Raw genomic sequence first — 13,549 nt, 5'->3', positions numbered from 1 at the left:
GGACCAACGCCGCCTGTGACCCTAACGTGCGATCTATGCTGCGCTACGCTTTCAAACGCCTGATATCGCTGATGATCAGCCTGGCCGTTGCCTCGGTAGTGATCTTTGCAGTGATCGAGGTCGCGCCGGGCGATCCGGCGTCTTTCATGCTGGGCGTCAACGCGCAAGAGGACACGCTGGCTGCGCTACGGGCTGATCTGGGTTTGGATGGCTCAAAGCCCGAGCGTTACTTCAACTGGGTTAGCGGAATGCTGGTGGGTGATTTCGGCACGTCTTATACCTATCGCACGCCAGTTTCGCAGATGATCGCGGATCGGCTTTGGGTGTCTTTGCCGCTGGCGCTCTATGCATTGGCCTTGTCGACGCTGATCGCTTTCCCCGCCGGGATCTACGCCGCCGCGCGTCGGGGCAAGCCGGGTGATCTGACCGTAATGGGCGCAACGCAGCTGGGCATTGCGGTGCCCAATTTCTGGTTTGCCATGATGCTGGTGCTGATCTTTGCCATCAACCTGCGCTGGTTCAACGCCGGAGGGTTCGCGGGCTGGGATCAGGGGCTTTGGACCGGGCTGCATTCGCTGACCCTGCCCGCCATCGCGCTGGCCTTGCCGCAAGCCGCGATTCTGGCGCGGGTTATGCGGTCGTCTCTGTTGGACATTCTGGGCGAGGATTTCATGCGCACTGCCCGCGCCAAGGGCCTGTCGCGCCGTCAGGCCCTGTGGCGGCACGGGGTCCGCAACGCGCTGATCCCGGTGCTGACCATAATCGGCTTGCAATTCTCGTTCCTGCTGGCCGGGTCGATCATTATCGAGCAAGTGTTCTACCTGCCCGGCCTTGGGCGTTTGGTGTTTCAGGCGATCTCGGCCCGTGATCTGATCGTGGTGGAATCGGTGGTCATGTTGCTGGTCTTTGCCGTCATCACCGTGAATTTCCTGGTGGATCTCGCTTATGCCGCCGTTGATCCCCGCCTCAGGAGTCGGACATGAGCCGCAACCTGATCCTTGGCGCATTGCTGTCCTCGCTGGTTCTGCTGGCGGCGCTGGTGTCCTTTGTCTGGACACCTTACGACCACGCCGCGTTGGATATTCCCGGCAAGCTAAAGACGCCAAGCGCACAGAACTGGTTTGGCACGGATCATTTCGGGCGCGACATGTTCTCGATGATCATGGTCGGTGCGCGCACGTCGATTGCGGTCGCCCTAGTTGCCGTGGGGATCGGTATGGCGCTGGGCGTGCCGCTTGGCCTGACAGCGGCGGCGCGCAAAGGATCTTGGCTGGATGAGGTGATCATGCGCGGCAATGATCTGGTCTTTGCCTTCCCATCGCTGGTCATTGCCATCCTGATCACTGCGGTGTTCGGAGCAGGGGCGGTCAACGCTATCATTGCCATCGGCATCTTCAACATCCCCGTCTTCGCCCGCATCACCCGAGGTGCCGCGCTGTCTCTGTGGGAGCGTGAGTTCATCCTCGCCGCCCGTGTCTCGGGCAAGGGTGCTGCGCGCATATCGGCGGAACATATCCTGCCCAATGTCGCCAATCTGCTGATCGTACAGGGCACCATCCAGTTCTCGCTGGGGATACTGGCCGAAGCCGGGCTGTCTTACGTCGGACTTGGTGCGCAACCGCCCACACCTAGCTGGGGCCGCATGCTGGCCGATGCGCAGACAATGGTCAGTTTTGCCCCGCATTTGGCTCTGATACCAGGGCTGGCGATCATTGTCACGGTGCTGGGTCTGAACCTGCTGGGCGACGGGCTGCGCGATTGGCTGGACCCTCGGATCAGGGTGGCGCGCGCATGAGTTTGCTTGAGGTCGAAAACCTGTCGCTGTCCATCCACGGGGTGCCGATCCTGAAACAGGTCAACCTGTCCATTGATTCCGGCCATATCGTCGCCGTGACAGGTGAAAGCGGCTCGGGCAAGTCGATGACCGCTTTGGCCGTGATGCAGCTGTTGCCCAACGGGGCGCAAACGCAGGGCGAGATCCGGCTGGACGGGCGCGACGTGCTGACCACTCCCGAAGCCGAGATGTGTGCCCTGCGCGGGGCCGCAATCGGGATGGTGTTTCAAGAACCGATGACAGCCCTGAACCCGGTGAAGTCCATCGGCGATCAGGTTATGGAAACAATCCTGATCCATAAGGCCATGCCTGCCACGCAGGCTCTGGACCACGCGAAGGAAGTATTGCGCCGCGTGGGCCTTCCCCCGGAGCGCTTTCCCCTGTCTCGCTATCCGCATGAGCTGTCAGGCGGGCAACGCCAACGCGTTGTCATTGCCATGGCTATTGCCTTGCGGCCCAATCTGCTGATCGCGGATGAGCCGACAACGGCGCTGGACGTGACCACGCAGGCACAAATCCTCGATCTGCTGAAAGGGTTGGTTCGCGAATATGGCATGGGCCTGCTGATGATCACCCATGATTTGGCCGTGGTCGCTGACATGGCAGACCAGATCGTCGTGATGCGGCACGGCGAGGTCGTGGAAGCGGGCCCCACCGACGATCTGCTGCACAACATGCAGCACCCTTACACCCGTATGCTGTTTGAGGCCTCGGATCATCAGGTGGCCTTGCCCGACACAGCGGGTGATCGCCCGTTGTTAGAGGTCACTCAGGTCGTCCGCGACTATCGTTTGCCGCGCAAGGGTCTGTTCGACACGCCGGGCCACCACCGCGCGGTGGATCAGGTCAGCTTTACGCTCAATCGAGGTGAACGGCTGGGTTTGGTAGGTGAGTCTGGATGTGGAAAATCGACCCTAACGCGGGCTATTCTGGGCTTGGAAGAGGTACAAGCGGGGGAAATCCGTCTGGATGGTGCACTCGTTCTCACGGGCCATAAACCAAACCCTGCGGTGCGCCGTAAAATGCAGGTGGTGTTTCAGGACCCCTATGGCAGCTTCAACCCCCGCCACAAAGTCGCGCGTTTGATCACCGAACCGTTTCATTTGCTGGACACGCCGCCCACAGGGACCGAGCGGCAGGACCGGATCGCAGAAATGCTGACCGCCGTGGGCCTCAGCCCCGATGACGCGGGGAAATACATCCACGAATTCTCGGGCGGGCAGCGTCAGCGTATCGCCATTGCTCGTGCCTTGATCATCCGCCCCGAATTGATCCTGTTTGATGAGGCCGTCTCGGCCCTTGATGTCTCGGTCCGTGCGCAAATCTTGGATCTGCTGGCCGAACTGTGCGCGACCTATGACCTGACCTATCTGTTCATCAGCCATGACCTGAGCGTGGTGCGCACGATCACTGATCGGGTGATGGTCATGCAGGCGGGCAAGATCGTGGAACAGGGCGAGACTGAGCAGGTCTTTGCCAATCCGCAGCACGCCTATACCCGTACCCTGATCGACGCCGCGCCGGTGCTGCCTGACATCGGGGTGCTTGCTGGCCAAAATGTCTGATTAGAGCCTGAATGGAGAGAAAAATGCCCAATCCTCTTTGGTTCAACCCCGCACTTTGTTTGATCGGTGGTGAGTGGATCGCGCCCTCTGCTGGTGTCGATCTGCCTTTGATCAATCCCTCGGACGGTACAGAAGTCTGTCGCATTGCGCGGGGGGATGCGTCTGATATCGACGCCGCGGTCGCAGCCGCGCAGGCGGCGCTGGATGGGGATTGGGGCCGTAAAACTGCACTGGAACGCGGGCGCATCCTGACCCGATTGGGCCAACTGGTTCTTGAACGCGTGGACGATCTGGCCGCGTTGGAGGCGATGGATGTGGGCAAACCGCTGACTCAGGCGCGCGCGGATGCGGTGGCCTTAGCGCGGTATTGCGAATTCTACGGCGGCGCGGCGGATAAGGTTATGGGCGAGACGATTCCCTATCTGGACGGCTACACCGTTTATACCCTGCGCGAACCCCATGGGGTGACGGGCCATATCGTGCCGTGGAATTACCCGATGCAGATCATCGGGCGTTCGGTCGGGGCGGCACTGGCGATGGGCAATGCCTGCGTGCTGAAACCGGCGGAAGAGGCGTGTCTGACCGCTCTGGCCTTTGCGCATCTGGCCCAACAAGCGGGTTTGCCCGCTGGTGCGCTAAACGTGGTGCCGGGTTTAGGGGCCGAGGCCGGAGCAGCACTGTCGGCCCATCCCGGCGTCCACCACATCTCGTTCACCGGGTCGGTCGCGACAGGGGCCTTGGTGCAGCAGGCGGCGGGGCGCAATGTTGTACCAGTAACGTTGGAATTGGGCGGAAAATCCCCGCAACTGGTGTTTGATGATGCCGATCTGGACGCGGCCCTTCCGTTTCTGGTGAATGCGGGTATTCAGAACGCGGGGCAGACCTGTTCGGCCTCGTCCCGCATTTTGGTGCAGCGTGGGGTTTATAGCCAAGTCAAGGCGCGCATGGTTGCGGCCTATGCTGATCTGACCGTTGGACCTGCGGTGCAGGATTTGCGGGTGGGGCCGTTGATCTCGGCCCGTCAGAAAGAGATTGTTGAGGGGTTTCTGGCCAGGGGCACGGACCTGAATATCGCAGGTCTTGGGCAGATCGTGGAGGACGCCCCGACGCAAGGCGCGTATGTGCAGCCCACATTATTCGCCGATGTGCCGCCTGATCATGCGTTGGCGCAGGATGAGATTTTCGGCCCGGTGCAGGTGCTGATCCCGTTCGACACCGAGGACGAAGCCGCAGAGATCGCCAACAGTACCGACTATGGGCTTGTCGCCAGCATCTGGACCCGCAACGGCGCGCGGCAGATGAGGTTGGCGAAACGGCTGCAGGCGGGGCAGGTTTTCGTCAATAATTACGGGGCCGGCGGCGGGGTCGAACTGCCATTTGGCGGCGTCGGTAAATCTGGCCATGGCCGCGAAAAGGGTTTCGAGGCGCTCTATGGCTTCTCACAGCTTAAAACCGTGGCGAACTACCATGGTTAGGGTCTAAACGATGACCTCGATCGCTTCTTGCGCACCGACCCCGAAGACACGTTTGTAACGTTCGATCTCATCCGCCGGACCCATCGCCTTTTCGGGATTGTCCGACAATTTGACCGTCGGGCGCCCGTTGGCCGAGACCGCCTTGCAGACCAGAGAAAACGGTGCAAGCGCGTCATCCGGCACCAACCCGCGAAAATCGTTGGTCAGCAATGTACCCCAGCCAAAGGAAATATTGGTCCGTCCGGCAAACTGGCCGTGCAACTCGCGGATCTTGTCTACATCCAGCCCGTCGGAAAAGATCACGCGCTTCTCGCGCGGATCCTCGCCGCGTGATTTCCACCAGTTGATGGCGGTTTCCGCCCCCGTCGCCGGATCACCACTGTCCACGCGGATGCCAGTCCAGCCTGCCAGCCAGTCGGGCGCGCGATCCAAAAAGCCCTGAGTGCCATAGGTGTCAGGCAGGATGATACGCAGGTTGCCCTCATGCTCATCATGCCAATCGCTGAGAACATCATAGGGCGCTTGCGCCAATTCGGCGTCCGTGTTGGCCAGCGCGGAATAGACCATGGGTAGCTCATGCGCGTTGGTGCCGATGGCCTCAACCTCGCGCCGCATGGCGATCAGGCAGTTTGACGTGCCTGTAAATGCGGGTCCCAAGCCTTCGATCATCGCCTGCACGCACCAGTCCTGCCATAGAAAGGAATGACGCCGCCGGGTGCCGAAATCCGCAATGCCCAGCCCATCAATGTCGCGCAGTTGCTCAATTTTTTCCCAAACGCGCGTCATGGCGCGGGCATAGAGCACCTGCAACTCGAACCGGCCCATGTCGTTCAGAACCGCGCGGGATCGCAATTCCATCAACACGGCCAGGGCCGGGATTTCCCACAACATGACCTCATGCCATTTGCCTTCGAAGGTCAGTTCGTACTGATCGCCCTTGCGTTCCAGATGATAGGCCGGCAGGCGCAGGTTCTCGAACCACTCCATGAAATCGGATCGGAACATCTGTCGCTTGCCGTAGAACATATTGCCCCGCAGCCAAGTGCTTTCGCCGCGGCTAAGGCTGAGCGAGCGGATATGATCCAGCTGTTCGCGCAGTTCGCCCTCATCAATAAGCTTGGCGAGGGGGATGTGATTCGACCGATTGATCAGCGAAAACACCACTTCCGTTTGGGGCCGATTTCGAAACACTGACTGGCACATCAGCAGTTTGTAGAAATCTGTGTCGATTAAAGACCGTATAATTGGGTCAATCTGCCATTTATGATTGTACACACGTGCCGCAATATCGACCATGAGGAACTCCTGCGATTTCCGTTGTTAGATCAATCGGTGTGTGGAATGGCAAGAGTCGCTGGTTTGGTGACAATGACAAGCTCAGGTCACAAAGCGAGCAAATTGTGTGATCTTTTCACCGGTTAGTGAGAAGAGGGGTTTGGAAGTCGAGGTTAAGTTAGTGAATGGTTCTCGAGTACGATTTTGACATCGTTGTTGTCGATCCGGGGGACGGAGAAGGCGAACAAGGCGCAGAGGGGGCTTCGAAAAAGCCCGTTTTGCGCGCAATGTTCCGCAATGTGAAAACGGCGGACGCGCTGCGGGCGGCTTCTCCGAAAATCCGCAAGATCTTTCAGGATGCAGGTTTCGGTCTGGACGCGACCGGAAGCCAGTTGATGCATGGCTTTTATCGACCCCGTGACGAGGCCGAGCGTGAACGGATTCTGAAAGCGCTGTTTGCCAACATTCGGGAAATGGGTGTTCAGGGCGAATATTGCGGCGAATTTGACTTTTGGAAATTCCTTCGGGACGTCAAATCGGCCCGCCCGCGCAACGGTCAGCGTCGTAACACCGCTGATTGGACCCCGAACCCGCGCTATAAATCCCCGGCAACGCCGGAACGCCGCACCTTGCCCGCTCGCATTGGTGTGGCTCTTGGGCTGGCGGTCATTATTTTTGTGATCCTGAAATATCTGTTGGATTCGGGCTCCGCGCCCTAAGCCAAGGTCACACCGGCAGCCTTCATCGCTGTTTCTGCCGCCGTAAGCGAGCCGTCCAGATCAATCGCGCGGCACAGTCCCATATTCACCGTCACCTCAAAACCCAGCCGCGCCGCGTCCACGGCTGAGAAATGAACGCAGAAATCCGTGGCCAGGCCCACCATCGTCAGTTTGCGGATGCCTCGGGTGTTCAGATAGCCCTCCAACCCGGTTGGCGTAGTCTGATCGTTCTCGAAAAAGGCTGAATAGCTGTCAATCGCGCTGCGAAACCCTTTGCGAATGATCAAATCGCCTTCGATGCGCAGATCGGGATGAAACGCTGCGCCCTGCGTTCCTTGCACGCAATGATCCGGCCACAGAACCTGTGGACCATAGGGCATTTCGGTCACGTCAAAAGGGTTCTTTCCTGCATGAGAGCTGGCGAATGAGGAATGCCCTGCCGGATGCCAGTCCTGCGTCAGGATCACCGCGTCGAACTCATCCATAATCGCGTTGATCGGGGCGACGATCTCATCGCCGCCGGGAACGGCCAACGCACCGCCGGGGCTGAAATCGTTTTGGACGTCGATTACGATCAGGGCATGGGTCATCGCGCTCTCCTTTTCAGCTATCGGTAAGGGGGCGAGCGGGGGGCGTCAATCCGATCCCTTGCGACTCTGCGCGCGTGGGGCTAGACCGCGCGCATGTATACCATCGCTGCCCTCTATCACTTCACCCGTTTCGCTGATCACACCGCCCTGCGCGAACCCTTGCTGGACCTGTGCCGTGCACAATCGGTCAAAGGCACGCTGCTGCTTGCGCAAGAGGGGATCAACGGCACCATCGCGGGCCCGCGCGCCGGGATTGACGCCGTGCTGGCGCATATCAAAGCGCTGCCGGGTTGCGCCGATCTGGAATGGAAAGAGGCCACCGCCGACCATCCGCCTTTCGGGAAGATGAAGGTGCGCCTGAAGAAAGAGATCGTGACAATGGGCCAGCCGGATGTCGATCCGCGCGCCCGTGTCGGCAACTATGTCGAGCCGGAGGAGTGGAACGACCTGATCCGTTCCGACGATGTGGTGGTGATCGACACCCGCAACGATTATGAGGTGGCGATTGGTACGTTTGAAGGAGCAATAGACCCTGAAACAGCCAGTTTCCGCGAATTTCCGGCCTGGTGGGAGGAAAACAAGGACCGCTTTCACAACAAGCGTGTTGCCATGTTCTGCACCGGCGGTATTCGGTGCGAGAAATCCACCAACTTCCTGCTGGGTCAGGGGGTCGAGGATGTCTATCACCTGAAAGGCGGTATCCTGCGATATCTTGAGGAAATGCCCGCCGAGGACAGCACTTGGCAGGGTGAGTGTTTCGTCTTCGACAATCGCGTGTCCGTGGGGCACGGGCTGGTCGAGGGGCCCCACAACCTGTGCCATGGCTGCCGCCGTCCGATCCTGCCCGAGGATATGAATCGCCCTGAATATGAACACGGCGTTGCGTGCCATCAATGCGTCGATGAAACCTCGGAAGCTGACAAGATGCGCTTCCGCGAGCGGCAGAAGCAGATCGGGCTGGCGCTCCAACGCGGGCAGGAACATTTGGGCGCAGACTAAACCACTCGGTTGCATGGGCGGGGCGAAACCCCGATCATCGCACCCGTTAAAGACGGAGACGACATGCGCCGCGAGCCGACAACGTTGGAAGAATGGAAATCGACCCTGCTTGCCGCAGGCGGTATGGTTTTGGCCAGCTTCTTTGCCTGGTTCGGCCTTTCCCGCCTTAGTGAATCAACGGCGGGCGATACGTTGGGCACGTTTGCATCCGTGGGCCTGTTCCTGTGGATTGTCTCGCAATCGTGGTACTATATGACACAGGTGAAATCCCCGCGCCGCGTGCTGTTCTTGATGGGCGTATCCTTTATTCAGGTCGTCCCCTTCCTGTTCGCCGCCGTCTATGGTGCGTTCGGCTATAAAGACAACTGCGTGGTCGGTGCCAGCGGACCGGGGGACATCCTGTATTTCTCATATGTCACCTTCACCACCGTTGGATATGGCGACATGGCCCCGACTGGCCTGTGCCGCGCGTTGGCTGTGTCAGAAGCGGTGACAGGCTACATCCTGCTGGGCCTCTTCGTCGCCGCTGCCGTGGCACTTTATGCCCGAAACCACTCGGACTAGAGCCTATTTGTTGGTGTCAATCCACCGGGACATCATGTGCTTGTCGCGGAAACACTCAGACGGTATCGGCCTGCGTTTGGAACGCGAGATCCGTTCGGCAAAAGCGACCTGTTTGCCGGTGGGGTAATTGGCAAATGGTGACGGGTCATCCTGTTTATGCGCTGAAATCCACTGGGACATGGCCCTGCGGTCACGCTGTGCCTCGACCGGGATTTCAAGCGCCGATTGCTGGGCAATCGCGCGCGCATAGCGCATCTGCCGGTCCGTGACGGGCAGCATGTGATAGTCGTTGCTGGGTGCGTCGTACCAGCTTTGACGGGCAGCGTTAGTCATAGCTCGAATACCTCCGTTCCACCTCAGACATTCACGTGGAACAAATATAGAACATTTTAGGAACTTTTTCAAGATTTCCGCTGATCCACGCGGTCTTCACCGTGTTTCAAACCAGCCTGTCCCGTCGCGTTTCGACCTATTCGGCACGTATTTTCGTGCTTCCTAATTTAATCAAAGAATCAGTGCGTCTCATTTCAAGACACAAACGCTCACGACATCGCGCGTTTGGTGTCACCAAGCAATGATCCGCCGGTGCGGTGTTTGTTTCCGGCGCTTTGATCGTCATTACCGACATTTTGCGTCGGGAATAGAGCATCAGTAGCCCCTGACCTGTGGCTGACTTTCCTGCAAGCTCTGTAGGAGGTGCGCCAATGAAAACCCATGCTCAGGCCGTTGTCATCGGAGGGGGGCTGGTCGGCTGCTCGATCCTGTATCACCTGGCCAAGCTGGGCTGGACTGACGTTGTCCTGCTGGAACGCGATGAGTTGACCAGTGGGTCCACGTGGCACGCGGCGGCCAATATCCACGGGCTGCATGACAACAACAACATCACGCGCATTCAGCACTACACGATGAACCTGTACAAAGAGTTAGAGAAGGAAACCGGACAGGGCTGCGGCGTGTTTCAATCCGGCTCGCTCTATTTGGCGCAGTCCGAGGATCGCGAACACCAACTGCGCCTACAAGAAGCCAAGGCGCGTTTCTACGGTCTTAACTTCCACGAGATCAGCCGCGAACAGGCTATGGAACTGCACCCTCTGGCGCAATTCGATGATATCCGCTGTATCATGTTCGAACCTGATGGCGGCAATGTTGACCCCTCGGGCGTGACCCATGCCTATGCCGCCGGAGCACGCGCGATGGGTGCCAGTATTGAGCGGTTTTGCCCTGTGTTAGGCACTGAACAGCAACTAGACGGATCGTGGATCGTGCGCACCGCAAAGGGCGATATCCACACGCAATGGGTGGTGAATGCCGGCGGCCTGTGGGGGCGTGAAGTGGCCGCATTGGCGGGTATTGAACTGCCCCTGCAACCGACTGAACATCAGTATTTCGTCACCGAAGCGATTGATGAAGTCGCCGCGTTGGGCCGTCGCCTACCGTCCATCGCCGACCGCGATGGCGAGTACTACTTCCGGCAAGAAGGCAACGGTTTGCTGATCGGTGCCTATGAAAAAGACATGCGGTTTTGGGCCGAAAACGGCACGCCGCTGGATTTCGCCCATGATCTGTTCCCCGACGATTTGGATCGCATCATGGAGAACGTCATCCGCGCAACCGACCGAGTACCAGTGGCCGCGACCGCCGGTGTGAAACGGGTGATCAATGGCCCGATGATCTGGTCGCCGGACAGCAATGCGATCTGGGGGCCTGTGCCCGAGTTGCAGAACTATTTCTGCTGCACCGGGATCATCCCCGGATTTTCGCAATCGGGCGGGCTTGGCCTGTTGTCGGCGCAATGGATGATCGAGGGCGAGCCGCAATACGACATGTTTGCCTGGGATCTGGCGCGGTTCGGCGACTGGGCCGACAAGGCCTTCACAAAGGCGCGGGTGCAGGACGTTTATACGCACCGCTTCGCCATCCATTTCCCGAACGAAGAGCGCAGCGCCGGACGCCCCGCGCGCCTGCGCCCGGCCTATCAGATGCAAAAGGAGATGGGCTGCGTCTTTGGCCTGAACTGCGGGTGGGAACACCCCCTCTGGTTCGCTGATCAACCTGGTGTGGTCGAAACCAACGGCTTCACCCGCCAGAATTGGTGGGAACCGGTTGGCCGAGAGGTGCAGATGTTGCGCGACATTGTGGGTGTGATCGACATCTCGAACTTCGCCAACTATGTGATCAAGGGGCCAGGGGCGCATGATTGGCTTGATCGTCTTGTTGCCAACCGGGTACCGACCGAGGTTGGCCGGTCGTGTTTGACCCCGTTGATTTCAGTGCGCGGAGGCGTTGCCGGGGACTTTACCATCACCAAAGTCGCCGATGACGAATACATGATGATCGGCTCGGGCATGGCCGAGCGCTATCACCAGCGGTTTTTCAACATGGTTGATCTGCCCGAAGGTACCCGTTTCGAGGTCGCCACAAACCGTATCGCCGGGTTCAACGTCGCCGGCCCGAAATCGCGCGATGTGCTGCAACGGCTGACCAATGCGGATCTGTCCAACGAAGGGTTCCGCTTCATGCGTTCACGTCAGATCGACGTGGCGGGCGTTTCCTGCCTCGCCATCCGTGTCAGTTTTACCGGCGACCTTGGGTGGGAGCTGCACTGCGCTGAAAGCGATCAGGTTGCGCTTTACACGGCCTTGCTGGAGGCCGCGAAAGAGCAAGGCGGCGGCCCAGTTGGCGGTCGCGCGCTGGGTAGTCTGCGTATCGAAAAGGGCTACGGCTCGTGGGGGCGTGAGTACAGTCAGGAATACTGGCCGCAAGAAGTCGGGCTGGACGGCCTCATCAAGCTGGACAAGGACTTCCTGCACAAGCAGGCCTATCTGGCCATCAAGAACAACCCTGTGCGTGAGGTTTTGTCGATGTTCGAAATTGAGGTGGACACCGCCGACGCCTCGGGCGGTGAGCCGATCTTTACACCAGATGGTCATTCGGTCGGGCGCGTGACATCGGGCGGCTTCGGGTATTCGGTCGGTAAATCGCTGGCCCTTGGGTTCGCAAACCCGCAAGTCGCAAAACCCGGTGATAGGGTTGAGGTGTTCATCCTCGGCAAACCGCATCGCGCAACTATTCTGGCTGAACCTCCTTTTGATCCTGCGGGATATCGGCTGCGTGACGTCTCTAAGCCCGCTATAGAGCCTGCCGAATGACCGATACGTTCGCCCGCGTTGCAAATTTCGTCCTAAATCGTCCACCCGAGGAAATGCCAGACAGCGCCAAAGAGGCAGCGGCGCTGATGATGGTGGACACTATGGGCATCCTGATTGCCTCCGGCCCGATGGAAGCGGGCGTGATCGCGCGGGATACGGCGGCATTGCTCTACGCCAGCACGGATTCTTCCTTCAGCGCTCGGCTGATGTTTGACGGGCGACCCGTCAGTATGGCTGGCGCTGCCTATGCGGCGGCGACACAGACAGACAATCTAGACGGGCATGACGGGTATAACCCGACCAAAGGCCATATCGGCGTGGTTGTGCTGCCTGCGTTGGTTGCGCTTGCCACGCATTGCCCGAATTTGACTGGCCCGCAGGCTTTGGCTGCTGTGATCACTGGCTATGAAATCGCGGGCCGCGCGGGGATTTCGTTGCACGCGTCGGTCAGCGAATATCACACCTCTGGGGCCTGGAATGCGCTGGGCGTGGTCGCAATGGCGGCCCGTTTGCGCGGGCTCACTCCAGACCAGTTGCGGCAGGCGCTGGGGATCGCCGAATATCATGGGCCGCGCAGCCAGATGATGCGCGAGATCGCCAATCCCACGATGCTGCATGATGGTTCGGGATGGGGTGCGATGGTCGGCCTGTCTGCGGCGATTCTGGCCGAGCGGGGGTTTACCGGGGCGCCTGCCATCACGATCGAGGCCGAGATTGCCGCCCCTCATTGGGCGGATTTGGGCAGGTTTTGGCAGGTTGAGTATCAATATGTGAAGCCGTACCCGATCTGCCGCTGGGCCCACGCCGCGATAGATGGGGTCCGCGCGCTGATGTCGAAACACAGTTTGGTCGGTGACCAGATCCATTCGATCCAGATCAACACTTTTTGTGAGGCCGTGAGACTGTTTTCTGGAATGCCCGCGACCACTTCGCAAGCACAGTACTCTCTGCCCTTCGCTGTTGCAGTTCAGGTTCTGTATGGCCGTATCGGAGCCGAGCATATCTCAGGGCCCGGACTGTCCGACCCCCGGATCGCGGGCCTGATTTCCCGTATACACGTGAGCGAGGAAGAGAGGCATTCGCAACGGTTCCCGGGTGGGCGCTGGGCAGATGTATCAATTGAGACAACGGACGGGCGCATTTTGCATTCGGGCGATATCCACGCCCGCGGTGGCCCTGAGGTGCCTATGTCGCGCGATGAGGTTTTGGCGAAATATTCCGAGTTCGCAGAACCAGTTGTCGGAGCGCATCGGGCTAACGCGATCCGCGATGCGATCTTGTCCTGGATTGAACCGCATTCTAGATATGCCGATCTGGCGTCGCTGGTTTCTTCACCTCCGCTATAGCAGTCTCGCGGGGAATCGGGCCCCAATTGATAC

General features: G+C 59.4%; 12 protein-coding genes. 9 read left to right on the top strand and 3 right to left on the bottom strand.

Features of this window, described 5'->3' with window-relative positions; translation table 11 throughout:
• Positions 1 to 35: 35 nt before the first annotated feature.
• The 4 genes from AC2FJ6_RS10640 to AC2FJ6_RS10625 are packed head-to-tail and all read left to right on the top strand — an operon-like array spanning position 36 to position 4,874.
• A complete protein-coding gene (locus tag AC2FJ6_RS10640; RefSeq protein ID WP_496668948.1) occupies positions 36 to 983 on the top strand; it encodes an ABC transporter permease in 948 nt (315 codons plus the stop codon).
• Positions 980 to 1,795: an ABC transporter permease gene (locus AC2FJ6_RS10635; protein ID WP_496668946.1), complete on the top strand. Its 816-nt coding sequence runs from the start codon at positions 980 to 982 to the stop codon at positions 1,793 to 1,795. Before AC2FJ6_RS10640 ends, AC2FJ6_RS10635 begins: the two co-directional genes overlap by 4 nt.
• On the top strand, positions 1,792 to 3,399 hold the full coding sequence (locus AC2FJ6_RS10630; protein ID WP_496668944.1) for an ABC transporter ATP-binding protein: 1,608 nt from the start codon (positions 1,792 to 1,794) through the stop codon (positions 3,397 to 3,399). The genes AC2FJ6_RS10635 and AC2FJ6_RS10630 overlap by 4 nt, the downstream gene beginning before the upstream one ends.
• Before the next feature lie 23 nt (positions 3,400 to 3,422).
• Complete coding sequence (locus AC2FJ6_RS10625) at positions 3,423 to 4,874, top strand: aldehyde dehydrogenase family protein (protein ID WP_170772919.1); 1,452 nt, start codon at positions 3,423 to 3,425, stop codon at positions 4,872 to 4,874.
• Between the two features lie 3 nt (positions 4,875 to 4,877).
• Here AC2FJ6_RS10625 and pncB read toward each other — a convergent pair whose 3' ends face one another.
• Positions 4,878 to 6,170 (bottom strand): nicotinate phosphoribosyltransferase, encoded by a 1,293-nt coding sequence (pncB, locus tag AC2FJ6_RS10620; protein WP_170772917.1) that lies wholly within the window; start codon positions 6,168 to 6,170, stop codon positions 4,878 to 4,880.
• A gap of 164 nt (positions 6,171 to 6,334) precedes the next feature.
• Here pncB and AC2FJ6_RS10615 point away from each other — a divergent pair, with 164 nt between their 5' ends.
• Positions 6,335 to 6,868 (top strand): hypothetical protein, encoded by a 534-nt coding sequence (locus tag AC2FJ6_RS10615; protein WP_170772915.1) that lies wholly within the window; start codon positions 6,335 to 6,337, stop codon positions 6,866 to 6,868.
• Here AC2FJ6_RS10615 and pncA read toward each other — a convergent pair.
• Entirely contained in the window at positions 6,865 to 7,458 is a 594-nt protein-coding gene (gene pncA, locus AC2FJ6_RS10610; RefSeq protein ID WP_170772913.1) for a bifunctional nicotinamidase/pyrazinamidase, read from the bottom strand. The genes AC2FJ6_RS10615 and pncA overlap by 4 nt on opposite strands.
• A 93-nt stretch (positions 7,459 to 7,551) precedes the next feature.
• On the opposite strand from pncA, the gene trhO reads away from it, so the two are divergent.
• Both trhO and AC2FJ6_RS10600 read left to right on the top strand, forming a co-directional pair.
• Positions 7,552 to 8,457 (top strand): oxygen-dependent tRNA uridine(34) hydroxylase TrhO, encoded by a 906-nt coding sequence (gene trhO / locus AC2FJ6_RS10605; protein ID WP_170772911.1) that lies wholly within the window; start codon positions 7,552 to 7,554, stop codon positions 8,455 to 8,457.
• Positions 8,458 to 8,520: 63 nt separating this feature from the next.
• Complete coding sequence (locus AC2FJ6_RS10600; protein WP_170772909.1) at positions 8,521 to 9,021, top strand: potassium channel family protein; 501 nt, start codon at positions 8,521 to 8,523, stop codon at positions 9,019 to 9,021.
• 3 nt (positions 9,022 to 9,024) lie between these two features.
• Here the strand turns inward: AC2FJ6_RS10600 and AC2FJ6_RS10595 are convergent, their stop codons facing one another.
• On the bottom strand, positions 9,025 to 9,354 hold the full coding sequence (locus AC2FJ6_RS10595) for a hypothetical protein (protein ID WP_170772907.1): 330 nt from the start codon (positions 9,352 to 9,354) through the stop codon (positions 9,025 to 9,027).
• A 371-nt stretch (positions 9,355 to 9,725) separates the two neighbouring features.
• Here AC2FJ6_RS10595 and AC2FJ6_RS10590 point away from each other — a divergent pair, with 371 nt between their 5' ends.
• Both AC2FJ6_RS10590 and AC2FJ6_RS10585 read left to right on the top strand, forming a co-directional pair.
• Entirely contained in the window at positions 9,726 to 12,170 is a 2,445-nt protein-coding gene (locus AC2FJ6_RS10590) for a GcvT family protein (RefSeq protein WP_496668942.1), read from the top strand.
• Positions 12,167 to 13,516, top strand: coding sequence for an MmgE/PrpD family protein (locus AC2FJ6_RS10585; RefSeq protein WP_170772903.1), 1,350 nt, complete (start codon positions 12,167 to 12,169; stop codon positions 13,514 to 13,516). Before AC2FJ6_RS10590 ends, AC2FJ6_RS10585 begins: the two co-directional genes overlap by 4 nt.
• The last annotated feature ends 33 nt before the right edge of the window (positions 13,517 to 13,549 follow it).

The sequence above is a fragment of the Ruegeria sp. CDSA089 genome, assembly GCF_059612205.1.
This window is presented reverse-complemented; position numbering and strand designations above follow the sequence as displayed.